Origin of the sequence: Parvibaculum sp. (genome assembly GCF_049671045.1) — a bacterium.
Taxonomy (GTDB): Bacteria; Pseudomonadota; Alphaproteobacteria; order Parvibaculales; family Parvibaculaceae; genus Parvibaculum.
The window spans coordinates 38,744-57,541 of record NZ_JBATUH010000106.1; the positions used below are offsets into that span (position 1 = coordinate 38,744).

Sequence of the window (18,798 nt, forward strand, 5' to 3'; positions counted from 1 at the left end):
GCACCGGACGCAACAGATGTATGGTAGGAACGAAGGGACGACAAACCAAAACATCGGCTCCATGCACATCAGACGCACGGCCCGCATATTGCTTTTCGACAAGGCGCGGCGGCTCCTTCTCATGCATATGCACGACCCGGATGTGGCGGGCGCGGACGGCCGGGTGCTGAAGCGCTCCTATTGGGTCACGATCGGCGGCGAGGTGGAACCCGGCGAGGAACTGGCCGAGGGCGCGCGGCGCGAGATCGCGGAGGAAACGGGCCAGAGCGATGTGAAGCTCGGGCCCGCCATCTGGTATGGCGAGCATGTGCTTGTGATAAGAGGCGAGCCGCGTCTCCTTCAGGAGACATATTTCGTCGCCTTCACCGGGGACGACAAGATTTCGGGCGCGAACTGGACCGATACGGAACGCGCCGTCGTGAAGGAATTGAAATGGTGGGAGCCCGAAGCGCTCCTGCGAAGCGACGCGCTCGTCTTTCCCACCTCGCTCAGAGAGCATCTGCCGCCCCTCCTCGAAGGGCGCTACCCTGAGAGCCCGCTCCGCATCGAAACGTGAAGCCATGACCACCGCCAGCCAATTCCGCGTCGCCGACGCGCCGCCTCAGAACTGGGTCGACCGATGGGCGCCCGCCTTTGCGCGGCCCTATATGCGGCTGATGCGGCTCGACCGCCCCATCGGCACTTGGCTGCTTCTCCTGCCCTGCTGGTGGTCGATCGCGCTTGCCGCGGAAGGCTGGCCCGACCCGCTCCTCATGCTCCTCTTCGCCATCGGCGCGCTCGTCATGCGCGGGGCTGGCTGCACCTTCAACGACATCGTCGACCGCGATTTCGACGCGAAGGTCGAGCGCACGAGGCTCCGCCCCATTCCGAGCGGCGCGGTCAGCCTGCGCGCGGCATGGGTCTTTCTCGCCGTGCAGCTTCTTGCCGGGCTCGGCATCCTGCTGATGCTCTCGCCCCTCGCCATCCTGCTCGGCTTCGCCTCGCTCGGTCTCGTCGCCATCTATCCCTTCATGAAGCGCGTCACCTACTGGCCCCAGTTCGTGCTCGGCCTCGCCTTCAACTGGGGCGCGCTCATGGGCTATGCGGCGGCGGCGAACCGGCTCACGCTCGCGCCGGTGCTTCTCTATCTCGCCTCGATCGCCTGGACCATCGGCTACGACACGATCTACGCCCATCAGGACAAGGACGATGACGCGCTCATTGGCGTCAAGTCGACGGCGCTGCGCTTCGGCCCCATGACGCATCGCTGGATGTGGGGCTTCTACGGCGCGATGACGCTTGGGCTCGTCGCGGCCGGGGCCGTCGCCGATCTCGGCCTTGCCTATTATGCCGGCGTCGCGCTCGCCGCCGCGCATCTCGTCTCGCAGATCCTCCGGCTCGACATTGACGACCCGGCGCGCTGCCTCGCCCTCTTCCGCTCCAACCGCGATTTCGGCTTCATCGTTCTGGCGGCGATCGTCGCCGGGCGGCTCATCTAGACGGGCTTCACATCGCTCAGCCGGTCGATCTTGCGAAGATCGGGGAAAAGCCACATCCAGAGCGCCACGACGCCCAGCGTGCCGACGCCGCCAATGACGACGGCGGGCACGGTGCCGAACCATCCGGCCGTGACGCCGCTCTCGAACTCGCCAAGCTCGTTCGAGGCGCTGATGAAGAGGAGGTCGACGGCGCTCACCCGCCCGAGCTTGTCGGCGGGCGTCGCCAGCGGAATGAGCGTCGAGCGCACATAGACGCTTATCATGTCCGACCCACCCATGATGACGAGCGCGGCAAGCGACAGCGCGAAATTCTCCGACAGGCCGAAGACGATCGTCGCCATGCCGAAGATCGCCACGCAGCCGAACATGGCAAGCCCCGTGCGGCGATTGAGCGGCATCCAGATGAGAAGAAAGTTCACGAGCACCGCGCCTATGGCAGGCGCCGAGCGCATGAGGCCGAGGCCCTCGGGCCCCACATGCAGGATGTCGCGCGCATAGATCGGCAGCAGCGCCACCGCCCCGCCGAAAAGAACGGCGAAGAGATCGAGCGAGATCGCGCCGAGAATGATCGGCCGGGTGCGGATATAGGCGATGCCCGCCGTGAGCCGCCCGAAAGCTGAAAGCGCAGGATCGACCGGCACCTGTTCATGGCGCGTGCGGACGGCGATGAAGATGAGGGTGACGGCGAAGAAAAAGACAAGGCAGGCGCCATAGGCCGCTTCGGGGCCGAAAATATAGAGGAGGCCGCCAAGCGCCGGGCCGCCTATGACGGCGACCTGAAACGAGGACGACGAGATCGCAATGGCGCGCGGAAGCTGCGCCGATGACACGAGAAGCGGCACGAAGGCGCGAAGCGCAGGCCCGGCAAAGGCGCGAGAAACGCCCGTCAGCACCAGCACCACATAGAAGGGCCAGGCCGTGTGCGCCTCGATATGCGTGAGCGCCATGAGAAGCGCGATGGCGAGCGTCTGAAGACCGTAGCTCGTCGCCACGATGATGCGCCGGTCCACGCGGTCGGCAATGTCGCCAGCCGGCAGCATGAGCAGCACCATGGGGAGAAACTGCGCGAGCCCGGCAAAACCCAGCGCCATCGGGCTCGACGTGATGTCGTAGATCTGCCAGCCGACGGCGACCGATTGCACCTGCGCGCCGAGCGTGCCGAGAAACCGCCCCGACAGGAACAGCCTGAAATCCCGGACGCGCAGAACGCCTTGAAGGGAAGTCGGGGAAACTGAGGACATATTTTGCAACGGGCCTCCGAAGCGCCGGGCGGAGCCCCTGCGGGCGACATTTATGACCGAAACACGGGCCGAAGTCGCCTGCGCTTGCGGGCGGCACCAGCGGGGGCCCCCGCCCCCCGTGCAAATATGACGCAGTGTTCAGGGCTTGAGATGTTGTGCTGCAACACCTAAATATGTTGCGTTGCAGCATGGCAATCACATCGGAAGGAGAAATCCATGTTCAGACAATGGCTTCATGCAGCGGCCATCACGACGGCGGCCTTCTGCGGCATGTCTGCCTGGGCGGATGTGATCATGGAGGAGCAGCGCCGGAAACTCCCGGCCAGGAAGGCGGTATCGAAGCCGATCGAGGCCTCCGCCCCCCGTGGATCGGCGATTTCCCGCGCCGCGGCCTGACGCGCTCACAATAGTGAATGTTTATTCACTTCTATAACGCATAAATGAATGGCGATTATGCTGCATTGCGAAATCGCCATTCAGCCTAGCCTTCATTGCGGCTTGACGACTCGGCGTGAACAGTGGTTCATTCCTCAAATGGAATGGAGGTTCACGTCTTGGCCTATCGACGCACCGATCATGTCTCCGCCCGCCTCGCCGACACGCGCCGGCGCATTCTGAACGCCGCTCGCGAGCTTGTGGCTGAAGGCGGATTCAGCGCCGCCCAGATGACCGAGGTGGCGCGCAAGGCCGCCGTCGCGACCGGCACCCTCTATCGATATTTTCCTTCCAAGGAAGAACTCTGCCGCCAGGTCTTTCGCGAGGTGTCGGCCCGCGAGATGAACCTGCTTGTCGGCATCGCGCAGGGCGAGGGCTCCGCGCGCGAGCGGCTGGACAAGGCTCTGCGGACCTTCGCCACCCGCGCCGTGCGCGGACGCCGGCTCGCCTATGCGCTGCTCGCCGAGCCGGTCGATGTCGGCCTTGCCGAGGAGCGGGGCCGCTTCCGCCGCACCCATGGCGAGATTTTCGCGGGCATTCTCGAAGAGGGCATCGCGAGCGGCGAGATCGCGCCGCTCGACGTGAAGATCGCGGCCGCCTGCATTGCAGGCGCGATTCCCACCGCCCTTATCGGCCCGCTCGCCCCCCAGTCGCACGAGCTCGAGGAGAACGCCGACAGGGTGGTCGATGAAATCGTGCATTTCTGCCTTGCAGCCGTCGGCGCGGGCCAGCCCCATAACAAGAATAATGATCTTCGGAGGATGACGGCATGATCGGCGCCAGCGAACTTCTGACCCCCCAGCAGCTTGCCGAAGTGCGCAAGCGCTCGGACCTGCGCGGGCTCTGGGTGGTGTTTCACGCCTGGGCCGTGATTTTCGGCGCCATGGCGGTTTTCGTATGGTTTCCCAATCCCATCACCTTTCTCGTCGCCGTGGCGGTGATCGGCGCGCGCCAGCTCGGCCTCGCCATCCTCATGCATGACGGCGCGCATGGCATTCTTTGCCACAATCCAAGGCTCAACATGTTCCTGAGCCAGTGGCTCTGCGCCTACCCAATGCTTGCCGAGACGGGCGCCTATCGGCGCTATCACCTCAAGCACCACGCAAACACGCAACAGCCCGAAGACCCGGATCTCATTCTCTCGGCGCCCTTCCCCATCACGAGGAAGAGCTTCCGCCGCAAGATGATCCGTGACCTGACGGGTCAGACGGGCTACCAGCAGCGCAGGGCGCAGATCCTGAACGCGCTCGGCCCATCGGACTGGACGCTTTCGCGCCGCCTCGAGAATTACTGGAACAAGCTCGGCCGCCCCACCATCGCCCAGGCCGTCATCTTCGCGATCCTTGCGGCCAGCGGTCACTGGTATCTCTATTTCGTGCTCTGGCTCCTGCCCTTCCTCACCTGGCAGCAGGCGATCACGCGCATTCGCAACATCGCCGAGCACGCCATGGTGCCGGACAATAGCGACGACTTCCGCAATGCGCGCACGACCAAGGCCAATTTCATCGAGCGCGCGCTGATCGCGCCCTACTGGGTCAACTACCATGTCGAGCACCATCTGCTCATGTGGGTGCCCTGCTACAACCTGCCCAAGACCCGGGCCTTTCTCATCGCCAATGGCTTCGGCCCCCGCATGGAGACGAAGGGGAGCTACGCCGAAGTGCTGCGCATGGCGACTTCGCGCCCCGACGACGAGGATCAGCGTGGCAAGCTCGTTCACAATGCGCGCCGCCAGCGCGTCACCGGAACCATGAACGAAGGCTTCCAGCCGACCGACGGAACGGCCGCCTGAGGCGGGCCCCGCCCTTGCGTCAAGGCTCGTCGCTTTGCGCCTCCGGTCGGCCATGCTAAATCTCGCTCAACAAGAAATTCCGAGGGAGAGAAGGTCATGGCCGATGGAGCGCAGAGCGGCGCCGACGCGGAAACCACCGAAATTCGCGAGGCCCATCGCTTCGATGTGAAGCGGCTGGAAGCCTATTGCCACGATGCCGTCGAGGGATTTGCGGGCCCGCTCACCGTTCGCCAGTTCGAGGGCGGCCAGTCGAACCCGACCTTTCTTCTCATCACGCCGACGCGGCGCTATGTCATGCGCAAGAAGCCGCCCGGCGTGCTGCTTGCCAGCGCGCACCAGATCGACCGCGAATATCGCGTGATGAAGGCGCTGGCGGAAACCGACGTGCCGGTGCCGCACATGTATGCGCTGTGCGAGGATGACAGCGTCATCGGCACGGCTTTCTATGTCATGGAATATCTCGAGGGTCGCGTCTTCCGCGACCCGACGATGCCGGGCTCCACGGAAGCCGAACGCCGTGCGGTCTATACGAACCTCGCCGAGAATCTTGCGAAACTTCACAAGGTCGATTACGAGAAGGTGGGGCTCGGCGACTTCGGCAAGCCGGGCAATTATTTCGAGCGCCAGATCGGGCGCTGGATCAAGCAGTATCGCGGCGCACAGACGGCGGACATTCCGTCGATGGAAGAACTCATCAAATATCTGCCGAACCATATTCCCGACGAGCAGTCGGTGACGATCGCGCATGGCGATTACCGGCTCGGCAACACCATGTTCCACCCGACCGAGCCCCGCATGATCGCGGTCCTCGACTGGGAACTCTGCACCATCGGCCATCCGCTCGCGGACGTTGCCTATAACTGCATGTACGATCTTCTCGGCGTGGCGGGCGGTTTCGGCCCGGTCGACCGGACAAAGACGCCGGGCGTGCCGACGGAAGCGGAATATGCCGCCGCCTATTGCCGCTTTTCCGGCCGCGACCGCATCGAGAACTGGAATTTCTATCTCGCCTTCTCGATGTTCCGCCTCGCCTCGATCAGCCAGGGCGTCTACAAGCGCGGGCTCGACGGCAATGCCAGTTCGGAGCGGGCGATGACGCTCGGCGATGCCTGCCGCCAACTTGCCGACCATTCCTGGCAGATCATCCAGCGCGGCGAGTGAGGCCGCTTCCGGGCAGGTCCGTCCGCCGGCATGGTTAATGCCCGGTGAACGGCGACTGCAGTTCAAGATATCTTAAATCCAATCCTTCTAAGGTAACCCCCGTCCGGCGAGCGCACAGGAAGTGCCGTTGCTCGCCGACGGCCGGCTTGGGACCGGCACCGGGGTGGGACATGGTCGATCGCAACAATGCGAAACCGACGACGGACGCAGTGCCTGACTGGCGCTACGATCGCGTGCCCGCAACCGGCGGCGGCAATTTCTTCCGTACACTGATCGAGAATGTGGGCGACATCGTTGCCCTGCTCGACCGCAAAGGCACCGTTCTCTATCAGAGTTCCGCCGTCATGGAAGTTCTGGGCCATGACGTCGTTCCGCCGGTCGGCCATTCCGTTCTCGACAGCGTGCATCCCGAAGACCGCGAGCGCATGCGCGAACGCATCGCCATCTGCGCCAGGACGCCCGACTGGATGTCGATGGAGACGTTCCGCCTCCGGCACCGCGACGGAAGCTGGCGCTGGATGGAAGCGCGCGCGAAGAACATGCTCGACGACCCCGAGGTCGGCGCCATCCTCTGCATTTCGCGCGACGTCACGCAGACGCGGCGGCTCGAGCAGCAATTGCGCGAGGCCGAACAGCTCGCGCGCTTCGGGCACTGGCGCTGGGCGAAGAACGAGCCCGCCCCGCGCTGGTCCGACGGCGCGGCGAAGATCCTGGACCGGCCGGCCCAATCCATGCCCATGGACGGTGACTGGTACCGCGATCTCGTTCACCCCGAGGATCAGGAGGCCCTTCTCTCGAAGCTTCTCGAGGTCTTCGATACGAAGGAATCCGTCATTGCGGTGTCGCGCTACCGCTCGGGCGATGGCGGCTATCGCCACATCAAGACCTATGCCTATGCCGAATTCGACGCGAGCGAGGAAATCGGTGCGTTGTTCGGGCTGGTCGAGGATGTGACCGAGCAGGTTCACGCGGAGGAAGCGCTCCGCCAGAGCGAGGCGCGCTACAGGCTCCTTGCCGAGCAGGCATCCGACATCGTCCACCATGCGACGCCTGCGGGTGAGATCATCTTCATTTCGCCATCGGTGGAAGGAATTCTCGGCTACCCGCTCGACGAGCTTCTGCGGATGACGAATATGGGCGAGATCCTGCACCCGGAAGACCGGGACCGCATGGTCAACACCTACAGGGAACTCTCCACGAGCCGGGAGACGCTGCGCGTCGAATTCCGCCTGCGTCACAAGGCGGGAAGCTATGTCTGGCTCGAGTCGACCTTGCGGGGCGTGCGCGGGCCCGACGGATCGGTGAGCGAGATCGTCGGCATCACGCGCGATGTGAGCGAGCGCAAGCGCAACGAGATCGAGCTGATGGAAGCGCGCGAACGCGCCGAGACGGCGAGCCACACCAAATCGCGCTTCCTCGCCAATATGAGCCATGAGCTGCGTACGCCGCTCAACGCCATTATCGGCTTTTCGGAAATGCTCAAGCTGCAGATGTTCGGCGAGCTTGGCCACTCGCGCTATCGGGAATACGCGCAGCTCATCAATGAGAGCGGCGCGCTGCTTCTCGACCTCATCAACGACATTCTCGACATGTCGAAGATCGAGGCGGGCAAATACGAACTCCATCACGAGCGGATCGACATTCGCGAAGTGGTGCAGGGCGCGGCAAGGCTCGTGCAGGGGCGCGCCGAAGATGGCGGCCTGCTCCTCGATGTGGACATCGCCGCCGACGCGGCGGCTCTGCCGCTGGAGGCCGATACGCGCGCGCTGAAGCAGATCCTGCTCAACCTGCTGTCCAACGCGATCAAGTTCACGCCGGCGGGCGGGCGTGTCATCGTCGCCGTCAGGCGGCTCGACGGCGCCGTCTCGATGAGCGTGACCGACACCGGCCAGGGCATTCCGGCGGAGGATATATCAAGGCTCGGCCAGCCCTTCGAGCAGGCATCGAGCGATGCGAGCCTCAGCAAGCAGGGAACGGGGCTCGGGCTTGCGCTTGTGCGCTCGCTCGCCGAGCTTCATGGCGGCGCGTTCAGGATCGAAAGCGAGCTTGGCCAGGGAACGACCGTGGAAGTAGTGCTGCCGCTGGAGCCGCGCCGCCATACGACGATCGCCGCGCAGTAGCGGCCCCGTCAGCGTCCCATCACCCGCTGAAGAGCCGCGCCAAGTTCCGCAAGGACGCGGGCCGAATGCGGATCGCGCTTCAATCCCTCCCAATAGGACCTGACCTGCGGCAGCGCCGCGAAGGGATCGGCGTAGCCGAACATCGGCCCGATCTGCTCATAGAAAAAGAGGATCGGCGCGAGCGTGCAATCCGCGAGCGAGAGCTTTCCGCCAACGGCATAGGGCGACCCGTCGAGATAATGGGCGAGCCACTTCATGCCCTTGTCGAGTTCGGCAAGCTCGCGCTCGACCAGCGCCAGGTCGCGGCCTTTGGGATTGATCTGGCCGAAGAGCCTGTTCATCGGCTCCATGACATAGAGATCGCCGATGCGCGAAAGGAGGCGCATCCGCGCGCGCGCCTTCGGATCTTCGGGGCGCAGCGGCTCGCCGAGGCCCGCATCGTCCAGATATTCGCAGATGATTTCAGATTCGGGCAGCGCCTCGCCGTCGCAAACGAGCGTCGGCACCTTGTGCATGGGATTGAGCCCTTCAAGCTCGCGCTCGAGTTCCGGCGTGCCGAAACCGTCTACGATCTCGACGTCGAGGCCCTTGGCATAGATAGCGAGCCTTACCCGCGCCGAATACGGCGATAGCTGCGAGTTGAAAAGCCTCATTCCCCCTCTCCCCCTGCCAACTCAGTTTTCGGGCCACCCCGGCGAGCCGAAACCACCGCCGGAAGGCAGAACGGCCGGCCTTTCGATCGGGCCGGCCGTTCAAGACTAGCTCTCGCGGACCTTATTCGGCCGCCGCGCGCACCTTGTTCGAGTACTTCTTGAACTCGAGCTTGGCGATGGTGCGGGCGTGGACCTCATCCGGCCCGTCGGCGAGACGCAGCGTGCGCATGCCGGAATACATGCGGGCAAGACCGAAATCGGTCGTCACGCCGCCGCCGCCATGCGCCTGGATGGCGTCGTCGATGATCTTGAGCGCGACATTCGGCGCCGCAACCTTGATCATGGCGATTTCCGCGCGAGCGATCTTGTTGCCCACCGTGTCCATCATGTAGGCGGCCTTGAGCGTCAGCAGGCGCGCCATCTCGATGTCGATACGGGCGCGCGCGACGCGCTCTTCCCACACGGAGTGCTCGGCGACCTTCTTGCCGAAGGCCTCGCGCGTGAGCAGACGCTTCACCATCAGTTCGAGCGCGCGCTCGGCGACGCCGATTGTGCGCATGCAGTGATGGATGCGACCTGGCCCGAGGCGGCCCTGGCTGATCTCGAAGCCGCGGCCTTCACCGAGAAGCAGGTTCTCGGCCGGGACGCGGACGTTCTCGAGAATCACTTCCGCATGACCATGCGGCGCGTCGTCATAGCCGAACACGGGCAGCATGCGCACGACCTTGACGCCCGGCGCATCGAGCGGCACGAGAATCTGCGACTGCTGGCGATAGGTATCGGCCTTGGGGTCGGTCTTGCCCATCACGATGGCGATCTTGCAGCGCGGATCGCCGACGCCCGACGACCACCACTTGCGGCCGTTGATGACGTATTCGTTGCCGTCGCGCTCGATGCGGGTCGAGATGTTGGTCGCGTCGGAGGAGGCGACGTCGGGCTCCGTCATGAGGAAGGCCGAGCGGATCGTGCCTTCGAGCAGCGGCTCCAGATATTCGCGCTTGTGGCGCTCGTTGCCATAGCGCTCCAGCACTTCCATGTTGCCGGTGTCGGGCGCGGAGCAGTTGAAGACCTCCGAGGCCCAGCCAACGCGGCCCATGATCTCGCAGAGCGGCGCATATTCCATGTTGGTCAGGCCGCCGCCACGCTCGGATTCGGGCAGGAACAGGTTCCAGAGACCCTCGGCCTTCGCCTTCGGCTTCAGATCCTCGAGGATCTGCGGCACCTGCCAGGGATTGCCCGCCTTGCGGAAGGCGTCCATCTGGTCGTTATAGGTCTTTTCGTTGGGATAGATGTGCTCGTCCATGAACCGCTGCAGGCGGGCCATGAGCTCCTTCGTCTTGTCGGAATATTCAAAATCCATGTGCATTCCTTCCGATTGCGTGTGACCGGGGGAAACGCCATGGCGTCCCCCCCATTCAATGGCGAATGCGAGGACTGTAGCCGGTTGCACGGGCTAAATCACCCGCCAAATCGCGGGACAAATTGACCGGGCCGGCGCGTTCAGTTTCGCCGCAGCGCAAAAAAGCCGCGAAGCATCTCCGCCGCGCGCCGCTCGCCGATGCCGCCATAGACCTCCGGCGCATGATGGCAGGTCGGCTGCGCGAAGATGCGAGGCCCGTGCTCGACGCCGCCGCCCTTCTCGTCGGACGCCGCGAAATAGAGCCGCCTGATCCGGGCGAAGGAAATGGCCGTCGCGCACATGGGACAGGGCTCGAGCGTCACATGGATGTCGCAGCCCGTCAGCCGCTCCGAGCCGAGCTTCGCGCATGCCTCGCGGATCGCCAGCAATTCGGCATGGGCAGTCGGGTCCCGGAGTTCGATCGTCCTGTTGCCCGCCGCGGCAATGACCGCGCCCGTCCCGTCGACGATGACGGCGCCGATGGGCACCTCGCCCCGCGCGGCCGCCGCCTCGGCCTCGGCAAGCGCGAGGTCCATGAAGGTCGGCTGAATGATTTTCCCGTCTGGGGCGCTCTCGGTCATGGGCCGACCCTGCCCGCGCCCATCGCCATCCGTCAAGATCGGCGGAGCGGCCTTTCGGCTTTGCCGCACCCCTGCTAAAGAGGGGGCCATGAATGCCAGATCCGGCCAAGGCCGCACCCCCACGCCCCCTGCCTCCGGCACGAGGGAGGGCGAACGTATTGCCAAAGTCATCGCGCGGGCAGGCATCTGCTCGCGGCGCGATGCCGAGCGCCTCATCGAGGAAGGGAAGGTCACCGTCAACGGCAAGGTGCTCAAGAGCCCTGCCTTCAACGTGACCCCCCGCGACAGGATCGCCGTCAATGGCGAGGCGCTGCCGCAGACCGAGCCGACGCGGCTCTGGCGCTATCACAAGCCCGCCGGCCTCGTCACCACGGCGAAGGACCCGGAAGGCCGCCCCACCGTCTTCGAGCGCCTGCCGGAGCATATGCCCCGCGTCGTCTCCGTCGGCCGCCTCGACATCAACACGGAGGGGCTTCTCCTTCTTACCAATGACGGCGAGCTTGCTCGCCTGCTCGAACTGCCCTCGACGGGCTGGACGCGGCGCTACCGCGTGCGCGCCTGGGGCGAGATCACGCAGGAAGAACTCGACAGGCTCAGGGACGGCATCGAGGTCGAGGGCGTCCTCTACGGCCCCATCGAGGCGAAGCTCGACAAGGTCCAGGGCTCGAATGTGTGGCTCACCGTCGCCCTGAAGGAAGGCAAGAACCGCGAGGTAAAGCGCGTGCTCGGCGCGCTCGGCCTCTCCGTGAACCGGCTCATCCGCCTTTCCTTCGGCCCCTTCCAGATCGGCGATCTCGCGGAAGGCGAAGTGGCGCAGGTGCCGAACCGCGTGCTGATGGACCAGCTCGGGCCGCATGGCGAGCGCTTCAAGAGCCGGATCGAGCCCGCCGCGCCCGCAGGCCCCTCCTCGCCCACGAGCCCCCGGCGCGGCAAGCTCCATCTGCCGAAAAAGCCCGGCGCGAACCCGAAGAAACAGACCCCGCAAAAGGTGAACAGACCAAATGAGAATCGTCGGCGGCGCCCATAGAGGCCGCGCCATAGCGGCGCCCACCGGCCTCCAGGTGCGCCCGACCAGCGACCGCGCGCGCGAGGCCCTTTTCAACATCCTCGCCCATGCCGATTTCGGCGCCTTCGAGCTTGAGGGCGTGCGCGTGCTCGATCTCTTCGCGGGCACGGGCGCGCTCGGCCTCGAAGCGCTTTCGCGCGGCGCCTCCTTCGCGCTCTTCGTGGAAGAGGATGCCGATGCGCGCGCCGCCATTCGCGAAAACATCGAGACGCTGCATCTGACCGGCAACGCCAAGATCTACAAGCGCGATGCGACGAAGCTCGGCCCCCGGCCGGGAAGCGTCGGCCCCGCCTTCGGCCTCGTCCTGATCGACCCGCCCTATGGCAAGGGCCTCGCCCTGCTCGCGCTCGTCTCGGCGCTGGAAGGAGGCTGGCTCGGCGATGATGCGCTCTGCGTCGTCGAGGAGGCGGCGGATGCGAAGTTCGCGGCGCCGGAGGGCTTCGAGGAAATCGACCGCCGCAAATACGGCATCGCCGAAATCATCTTCCTGAAACCCGCGAAATCATGAATCGAGGTGACATGAGATCCGTGCCCCTCATTGCCGGACTTTCCGCCATTGCCGATCGCTATGAGGCGCTCATCTGCGATGTCTGGGGCGTGCTGCATAATGGCAGGGACGCCTATCCGGGCGTCGCGGCGGCGCTCCGCACCTTCCGCGACAGGGGCGGCCATGTGCTGCTGCTCTCGAACGCGCCCCGCCCTTCGACGGAGCTTCCGGCAATGCTCGGAAGGCTCGGCATCCCCGATACGGCCTATGACGGCATCCTGACCTCTGGCGATGCGACGCGCGAATGCCTCACCAGGCACACATTCGGGCGCGACTGCTATCACATCGGACCTGACCGCGACCTTGCCCTTTTCGATGGAACCAATGTCACGCGGGTCGAGGAAGATCGCGCGGCCTTCATCCTCGTCACCGGCCCGTTCAACGACGAGGTCGAGGGACCGGAGGACTACCGCGAGCAGTTCACGCGGCTCGTCGAGCGGCGGCTGCCGCTCATCTGCGCCAATCCCGACATCGTGGTCGAGCGCGGGCCGAAGCATATCTACTGCGCGGGCGCGCTGGCGGCGCTTTATGAGGAGCTGGGCGGCGCCGTCACCTATTTCGGCAAGCCGCACGGGCCGATCTATTCGGTCGCGCGCCAGCATCTGATCGAGATCTCGGGCAAGGCCATTCCCGATACGCATATTCTCGCCATCGGCGACGGCATGGCGACCGACATGAAGGGCGCCGATACGCAGGGCATCGACGCGCTCTTCGTGACCGGCGGCATCGCGGCGGCAAAGTGCGGACCCGATCCGGAAAAGCCGCAGGCCGATCTCGTGGCGCGCCTCTGCGAGGAGGCCGGCATACGGCCCGTCGCGGCGCTCCCCCGCCTCGTCTGGTGACAGGCGAATGAACCGGGCTTCACATCTTGTGATTTCGCTGGCGCACGCGATAGAGTGCGCCCGCTTGTTGCCCGTACCCCCAGCGCACAGAGCAGTCATGGCCGTGTTCAGCAGAAGCCGCTTCGAGAAATCCGCCAGGAGCATGGAAGCCCCCTTCGCCGGGATGGCGCTTCGTGCCGCCTTCGATCTCGCCTCCGCCATGCGCGGCGCGATGAGCCTCGGCCGCTGATGCAGATCCTCCGCCATTACGCCAATGTGCCGGCCCCGCTTCAGGGCGGCGTCTATGCGCTCGGCAATTTCGACGGTGTGCATCTAGGCCACCAGCAGGTGATCGCGAAGGCGCGCAGCATCGCGCAAGAGCTCGGCGCGCCGCTCGGCGTGCTCGTCTTCGAGCCGCATCCCAAGCAGTTCTTCTTTCCCGACAAGCCGTTCTTCCGCCTCACGCCCTTCCGCTCCAAGGCGCGCGCGCTGGAGCGGCTCGGCGTCGACATTCTCGCCGCGCTTCCCTTCGACGCGGCCATGTCGAAGAAGCTCGCGCCGGAATTCGTGCTCGATGTGCTCGTGAACGGCCTCCACGCGATCCATGTCGTTGCGGGCTACAATTTCCGCTTCGGCAAGGGGCGCGCGGGCGATGCGGCTGTCCTCTCCTATATGGGCGAGATGGAAGGCTTCGGCGTTTCGATCGTCGATGAGGTGGCGCAGGATGGCGAGGCGTTTTCCTCGACGCGCATCCGCGAACTTCTCGGTGCTGGCGACCCGCGCGGCGCGGCGCGGCTTCTCGGCCGCTGGTGGACGGTCGAAACGCATGTGCGCGGCGGCGACCAGCGCGGGCGGACCATCGGCTTTCCGACCGCCAATCTCGCGCTCGAGGATCATGTCGAGCCCGCGCTCGGTGTTTATGCGGTGCGGATCGAGATCGAGGACGGGCCGCACAAGGGCGTCTATGACGGGGTCGCCAATCTCGGCCGCCGACCGACCTTCGACAAGAAGGAAGTCCTGCTCGAAGTCCATATCCTCGATTTCGCGGGCGACATTTATGGCTGCCACGCCGCCGTCTCCTTCATCGAATTCATCCGGCCGGAAATGAAATTCGACGGGCTCGAAAGCCTGAAGGCGCAGATCGCCAGAGACAGCGAGAAGGCCCGGCAGGTTCTGGCCGCTCTCGTGCCATGAACGGGGCGCCATGAACAGGCAGGAGGCGCGCGCCTTCATCCGGGCCAATACCGCGCTTCACGAGCCGCCCCTCGTCCCGGAAGTCCGGCTCCATCTCGCCACAGAGGTCGTGCCCATATGGCAGATGACCGAGGAGGAGCTGGAGAAGACGGGCCTGCCGCCGCCCTTCTGGGCCTTTGCCTGGGCGGGCGGCCAGGCGCTCGCGCGCTACATTCTCGACCATCCGGAAACAGTACGCGGCAAGCGCGTGCTCGATTTCGGCTCGGGTTCGGGGCTCATCGCCATCGCGGCGATGAAGGCCGGGGCAAGCTCGGCACTCGCCGCCGATATCGACCTTTTCGCCGCCGCCGCCATCGAACTCAACGCAGAAGTGAACAATGTTTCACTTCTTATCGAGACCGAGGATATTGTCGGCGCGCCCGATGGCGGCTGGGACGTGATCCTTGTCGGCGATATGTGCTATGAGCGCCCGCTGGCGGAAAGAATAGAAATATGGGTTCATGATTTGGTCGCTGACGGGGCGCTGGCGCTGATCGGCGATCCCGGCCGAACCTATCTGCCGAAATCCGGTCTGGAGAAGCTCGTCTCCTATGCCGTGAAGACCACGCGCGAGCTTGAGGACACGGATGTCCGCAACACGAGCGTCTGGCGGGTCTTTTAAAAACGGAACCCCAATTCACTTCTTCTGGTGAAGCGTGTCCTCGATGACCCCTGCCGCGCTCGACAGAAGCATCAGCGTGGCGCCCGCGACCAGCAGGTCGACCCCGAGCAGGATGCCGAGCGCATAGAGCGATGCACCCGGCAGCAGCCAGAGCAGCACCGCCGCAAGCGCAAGGCTTGAAATCCCGTTCATTATTACGAGACCCTGCCCCGGCACGCGGCCGATCTGCGCCGCCGAGAGGATGCGGATCACCCCGTCTGCCGCGAGGAAGCCGCCCAGAAGCAGCGTCAGGCTGAGCGCGCCGGCGAGCGGATCCATGATGATGAGCACGCCGACGCCGAGGCTGAGCAGACCCGCCAGCAGATTGAGGACGATGGCAGGCGCGCCCCGGGCGCTCAGCGCGTGGAGGATTTCGACGATGCCGGACATGACGAGGATCCAGCCGGCGAATATGGCCGTGGCCAGCGTGCCGAAGAAGGGAAAGGCGATGGCGAGCACGCCACCAGCCATCAGGATGCCGCCCGCTATCAGATAGCCGATCCTGAAGCGGCGGATGGTCCCCGCAAGGCCCTCATCACGGCTTCGATCGCTCATGCCATCCTCCGTCGATCCCGGCCGCCCCAGTCTACATCCTCCGCCGCCCGGAATCGAAGACCGGCCTGTTCAAAATTGCGCTTTGCGGATGGGGCACGCCTCCGGCAGGCTCGCCACCAGCTACACCAGGATCTGTAATACCAAGCGGAGTCCCCATGACCGACCATGTTCTCGCCGCCATGGACAAGGGCGTGCTGACGCTCACCCTCAACCGTCCGGACAAGAAGAATGCTCTGACCGCCGCCATGTATGGCGCGCTTGCGGACGGGCTGGAGCGGGCGGAGCGCGATGCCTCGATCCGCGTCACGCTCATCAGGGCCAATGGCGATGCTTTCACGGCCGGAAACGATCTCGCCGATTTCGCCGCCGCCGGGGCAACGCCCGTCGACAGGCAGCCCAATGAGAAGCCGCATGTCACGCGCTTTCTCGAAAATCTCGCCACCGCCGAAAAGCCGCTCATCGCGGCGGTGAACGGCCTTGCCGTCGGCGTCGGCGTGACCATGCTCCTCCATTGCGACCTCGTCTATGCGGGCGAGGCGGCAACCTTCCAGATGCCCTTCGTCAATCTCGGTCTCGTGCCGGAAGCGGGTTCGACGCTTCTCCTGCCGCGCCTCGTCGGCATGCAGAAGGCCGCCGATCTCTTCCTCACCGGCAAGAAGATCGACGCCGCCAGGGCCGAAGCGCTCGGCCTCATCGCCGAAGTCTTGCCCGATGCCTCGCTTCAGGCGGAGGCGCTCGCCCGCGCCGAAGCTCTCGCCGCCAAGGCGCCGAATGCGGTCAGGCTCACCAAGGCGCTTCTCAAGGGCGAGGATCGCGGAGCGGTGCTTGCACGCCAGAAGAAGGAAGGCGCCGACTTCGCCAATCAGCTCCGCTCGGCCGAAGTGAAGGAAGCGATCAGCGCCTTCTTCGAGAAACGCGCACCGGATTTCTCGAAACTCGGCTGAGGCCAGAAATCCGACCATCCCGATTCGTCACTTGCGCGGCAAACTAAGTTGTGATGCCATTTGTTCAGTCTGACCGGGGGGGAAGGCTGACATGACTGAAGGGTGGCTCGGCCGCAAGGGCGATTCCTATACGGATTTCGTTCTGGATGCGGCCCGTGACGAGCGCGTGTTCGCGACGTTTCGGCGTGAACCTGTCTACAGGTCGATCGTCGAGACATTATCCGCCGAGCAGGGGGCGGAGTTTCTTTCGGCAATCGATGATCCGCTGGTGCGAAGGCTCTGCCTCGCATCGGCGGCGGCCGACCGCGTCGGCGGCCCGACGACTTTTCCATTCGAGGGGGTGGCGCTGTCGCCGACTACGCTGCGCTACGGAAAGGTTCTCTGCGATCTTCAGCGTTTCTTTCCGAAGTACCCTCGGATGCGGCGCATTGTCGAGATCGGCGTCGGCTATGGAGGGCTCGCACGCCTCGTCTGGGAGCATCATTTGCTCGAAAAAACGAAGCTCGAAACCTATGTCGGCATAGACCTCGCGCCGGTCGCCATGCTCGCGGGGCGCTACATGGACCTCTGCACAAGCAGCCACAACGTGACCTTCCTCGCCAGCGAGGACACGGCGGTTGAGGACTGGGATCTCGTCATCAGCAATTATGCCTTCTCGGAACTGGACCGGACGCTTCAGGAGAGTTATCTCGCCCGCGTTCTCGAGAATGCCTCGGCTGGCTATCTCACCATGAACACCGGCCTCTGGTCGGGCACAGCCTTCGGCCACCCCTGCTTCACGGTCGAGGAACTTTTGGAACGTCTGCCCAACGCGGTGCTGGCGCCCGATCGGCCCGAAAGCGCGACCTCCAACTACATTCTCGCCTTTGGCGACCATGCGCTCGGCGCGGGCACACCACTCGAGGAGATCCGCGCCCGTTCGCGTCAACTCATTGCCGAGCGAGAAGCGCGGCGGGCCGAGCGACGATCGCTCCGCGGCCTCTTCCGGCGCGTTGCCGCAGGCATCGTCGCAGTCTTCGCCATTTGAGAGCGGCCGCTTGCGATCAGACCTTGTGCAATCAAGGCGACGCCGGCAAGGCCGAGGCACTTCTCAATGGCGAGTATCGTGGAGCGGTGCTTGAACACTCCGACCCCGCCGCTCTGGGCCCCGGATCAAGTCCGGGGTGACAGTCTGTGTTGAGGGCGGGATCACCCCCCTCCACCGCCATCATGGCCCGGCCCGATCCGCTCGCAATGATGCCCAGGAAAGCCGCTACCCCAAACCCTTCGCGAGCAGCACGACGCCCGCCGAGCCCGCCTTGCGGTCGCGGGCGATTTCCTCATAGGCGGGCGACTCCGCCCAGTCGCGGAACGCCGTCTCATCGGGGAAGGACATCAGAATGAGCTTCTCGCGCTCCCAATCGCCTTCGACGACAAGCGGTTTCTCGTCGGCGGCAAGAAGCTTTCCCTTGAAGCGGCTGAATACCTCCATGAACCGCGCCTGATATCGTCCGTAGGCGTCTCTGTCATGGATCGTGATCTGTGCGATGGCATAGACGGTCATGAATTTTCCTCTCGGAAAAATCATGCCGGTGCGGCGGCCCGCAGGCGAGCCGCTATTTCCGCAGACGGATTTGCGGAACTCAATAGGCTGGCGGACGGGCCCCGGCGGTGAGGCGCTGCGGCCAGAGGCGCGGACGGCCGGTCGCGCCGAATGTCAGCGGGCGGCGGGCCGAAAGCGGGTTTGCGCCCGCATGGGGCTGGGGCGTTTCGATGCGGAGCGCGCCGAGGCGCCGCTCGGCATCGCGCAGCCTGCCTTCGCGGTCCTCGACGATAAGCGGCAGACCGAGGACACGACCCCAACTCCGCCACCGCGCGGCGACATCTGCGCCATCGAAGGAAGCGTGAAGCACGACCGAACGGCGCGGATCATGCGCATGCAGAAGCTCGACGAGGATCGCGGGCTTCGTGCCCCGCCCGGGTCGGCGCGCCACGCAGAGCGCGACGCCGCGATAGGCGGAAACAGGCTCCGACCAGACGAATGGCCCGAGAATGGGCGAGGAATCGGTCGCCTTCACCGCATCCCGGTAGATCACGGCATAGCGGATGAACCCGAAAGCGCGGGCCCACCA

21 protein-coding genes and 1 pseudogene are annotated in these 18,798 nt (G+C 64.9%); 15 read left to right on the forward strand and 7 right to left on the reverse strand.

What is annotated here, in order from left to right:
- Positions 1 to 61 precede the first annotated feature (61 nt).
- Both WBG82_RS12210 and ubiA read left to right on the forward strand, forming a co-directional pair.
- Positions 62 to 556: an NUDIX hydrolase gene (locus WBG82_RS12210; RefSeq protein WP_424424797.1), complete on the forward strand. Its 495-nt coding sequence runs from the start codon at positions 62 to 64 to the stop codon at positions 554 to 556.
- Positions 557 to 560: 4 nt separating this feature from the next.
- Positions 561 to 1,478, forward strand: a complete 918-nt coding sequence (gene ubiA / locus WBG82_RS12215) for a 4-hydroxybenzoate octaprenyltransferase (protein WP_424424798.1) — start codon at positions 561 to 563, stop codon at positions 1,476 to 1,478.
- Here ubiA and WBG82_RS12220 read toward each other — a convergent pair.
- Complete coding sequence (locus WBG82_RS12220) at positions 1,475 to 2,719, reverse strand: MFS transporter (protein ID WP_424424799.1); 1,245 nt, start codon at positions 2,717 to 2,719, stop codon at positions 1,475 to 1,477. The genes ubiA and WBG82_RS12220 overlap by 4 nt on opposite strands.
- 216 nt (positions 2,720 to 2,935) lie before the next feature.
- On the opposite strand from WBG82_RS12220, the gene WBG82_RS12225 reads away from it, so the two are divergent.
- From WBG82_RS12225 to WBG82_RS12245, 5 genes are all read left to right on the forward strand, one after another.
- The gene (locus WBG82_RS12225; protein WP_424424800.1) at positions 2,936 to 3,115 is read left to right on the forward strand and encodes a hypothetical protein; all 180 of its coding nucleotides are present in this window, start codon (positions 2,936 to 2,938) and stop codon (positions 3,113 to 3,115) included.
- Between the two features lie 158 nt (positions 3,116 to 3,273).
- Complete coding sequence (locus WBG82_RS12230; protein WP_424424801.1) at positions 3,274 to 3,927, forward strand: TetR/AcrR family transcriptional regulator; 654 nt, start codon at positions 3,274 to 3,276, stop codon at positions 3,925 to 3,927.
- The gene (locus WBG82_RS12235; RefSeq protein ID WP_424424802.1) at positions 3,924 to 4,946 is read left to right on the forward strand and encodes a fatty acid desaturase family protein; all 1,023 of its coding nucleotides are present in this window, start codon (positions 3,924 to 3,926) and stop codon (positions 4,944 to 4,946) included. The genes WBG82_RS12230 and WBG82_RS12235 overlap by 4 nt, the downstream gene beginning before the upstream one ends.
- Before the next feature lie 96 nt (positions 4,947 to 5,042).
- Positions 5,043 to 6,107, forward strand: a complete 1,065-nt coding sequence (locus tag WBG82_RS12240) for a phosphotransferase (protein WP_424424803.1) — start codon at positions 5,043 to 5,045, stop codon at positions 6,105 to 6,107.
- A 170-nt stretch (positions 6,108 to 6,277) separates the two neighbouring features.
- Positions 6,278 to 8,227 carry a PAS domain-containing protein gene (locus tag WBG82_RS12245; protein ID WP_424424804.1) on the forward strand — a complete coding sequence of 650 codons (1,950 nt, stop codon included), beginning with the start codon at positions 6,278 to 6,280 and terminating at the stop codon, positions 8,225 to 8,227.
- A gap of 8 nt (positions 8,228 to 8,235) precedes the next feature.
- Here the strand turns inward: WBG82_RS12245 and WBG82_RS12250 are convergent, their stop codons facing one another.
- The 3 genes from WBG82_RS12250 to WBG82_RS12260 form a co-directional block, all read right to left on the reverse strand.
- On the reverse strand, positions 8,236 to 8,880 hold the full coding sequence (locus tag WBG82_RS12250) for a glutathione S-transferase family protein (protein WP_424424805.1): 645 nt from the start codon (positions 8,878 to 8,880) through the stop codon (positions 8,236 to 8,238).
- 121 nt (positions 8,881 to 9,001) lie between these two features.
- The gene (locus WBG82_RS12255) at positions 9,002 to 10,240 is read right to left on the reverse strand and encodes an acyl-CoA dehydrogenase family protein (RefSeq protein WP_324297158.1); all 1,239 of its coding nucleotides are present in this window, start codon (positions 10,238 to 10,240) and stop codon (positions 9,002 to 9,004) included.
- A 140-nt stretch (positions 10,241 to 10,380) separates the two neighbouring features.
- Positions 10,381 to 10,860 carry a nucleoside deaminase gene (locus tag WBG82_RS12260; protein WP_424424806.1) on the reverse strand — a complete coding sequence of 160 codons (480 nt, stop codon included), beginning with the start codon at positions 10,858 to 10,860 and terminating at the stop codon, positions 10,381 to 10,383.
- A gap of 88 nt (positions 10,861 to 10,948) precedes the next feature.
- Here WBG82_RS12260 and WBG82_RS12265 point away from each other — a divergent pair.
- The 6 genes and pseudogenes from WBG82_RS12265 to WBG82_RS12290 all read left to right on the forward strand — a co-directional run.
- Positions 10,949 to 11,713, forward strand: a pseudogene (locus tag WBG82_RS12265) (pseudouridine synthase); the annotation flags it as partial.
- 148 nt (positions 11,714 to 11,861) lie between these two features.
- Entirely contained in the window at positions 11,862 to 12,434 is a 573-nt protein-coding gene (rsmD, locus tag WBG82_RS12270; RefSeq protein ID WP_424424807.1) for a 16S rRNA (guanine(966)-N(2))-methyltransferase RsmD, read from the forward strand.
- A gap of 11 nt (positions 12,435 to 12,445) precedes the next feature.
- Entirely contained in the window at positions 12,446 to 13,315 is an 870-nt protein-coding gene (locus WBG82_RS12275; protein ID WP_424424808.1) for a TIGR01459 family HAD-type hydrolase, read from the forward strand.
- Between the two features lie 103 nt (positions 13,316 to 13,418).
- Positions 13,419 to 13,544, forward strand: coding sequence for a hypothetical protein (locus WBG82_RS12280; protein WP_424424809.1), 126 nt, complete (start codon positions 13,419 to 13,421; stop codon positions 13,542 to 13,544).
- On the forward strand, positions 13,544 to 14,488 hold the full coding sequence (locus WBG82_RS12285; protein WP_424424810.1) for a bifunctional riboflavin kinase/FAD synthetase: 945 nt from the start codon (positions 13,544 to 13,546) through the stop codon (positions 14,486 to 14,488). Before WBG82_RS12280 ends, WBG82_RS12285 begins: the two co-directional genes overlap by 1 nt.
- A gap of 10 nt (positions 14,489 to 14,498) precedes the next feature.
- The gene (locus WBG82_RS12290) at positions 14,499 to 15,149 is read left to right on the forward strand and encodes a class I SAM-dependent methyltransferase (RefSeq protein ID WP_424424811.1); all 651 of its coding nucleotides are present in this window, start codon (positions 14,499 to 14,501) and stop codon (positions 15,147 to 15,149) included.
- Positions 15,150 to 15,164: 15 nt separating this feature from the next.
- On the opposite strand, the gene WBG82_RS12295 is transcribed toward WBG82_RS12290, so the two are convergent.
- Complete coding sequence (locus WBG82_RS12295; protein WP_424424812.1) at positions 15,165 to 15,743, reverse strand: HdeD family acid-resistance protein; 579 nt, start codon at positions 15,741 to 15,743, stop codon at positions 15,165 to 15,167.
- A gap of 155 nt (positions 15,744 to 15,898) precedes the next feature.
- On the opposite strand from WBG82_RS12295, the gene WBG82_RS12300 reads away from it, so the two are divergent.
- Together WBG82_RS12300 and WBG82_RS12305 are read left to right on the forward strand one after the other, a co-directional pair.
- Positions 15,899 to 16,687 (forward strand): enoyl-CoA hydratase, encoded by a 789-nt coding sequence (locus WBG82_RS12300; protein WP_424424813.1) that lies wholly within the window; start codon positions 15,899 to 15,901, stop codon positions 16,685 to 16,687.
- A 91-nt stretch (positions 16,688 to 16,778) separates the two neighbouring features.
- Positions 16,779 to 17,714 carry a putative sugar O-methyltransferase gene (locus tag WBG82_RS12305; protein WP_424424814.1) on the forward strand — a complete coding sequence of 312 codons (936 nt, stop codon included), beginning with the start codon at positions 16,779 to 16,781 and terminating at the stop codon, positions 17,712 to 17,714.
- Between the two features lie 225 nt (positions 17,715 to 17,939).
- On the opposite strand, the gene WBG82_RS12310 is transcribed toward WBG82_RS12305, so the two are convergent.
- The gene (locus WBG82_RS12310) at positions 17,940 to 18,230 is read right to left on the reverse strand and encodes a DUF1330 domain-containing protein (RefSeq protein ID WP_424424815.1); all 291 of its coding nucleotides are present in this window, start codon (positions 18,228 to 18,230) and stop codon (positions 17,940 to 17,942) included.
- Between the two features lie 79 nt (positions 18,231 to 18,309).
- Positions 18,310 to 18,798 (reverse strand): DUF6101 family protein (locus WBG82_RS12315; protein ID WP_424424816.1); only part of this gene is annotated, 489 nt, incomplete at its 5' end.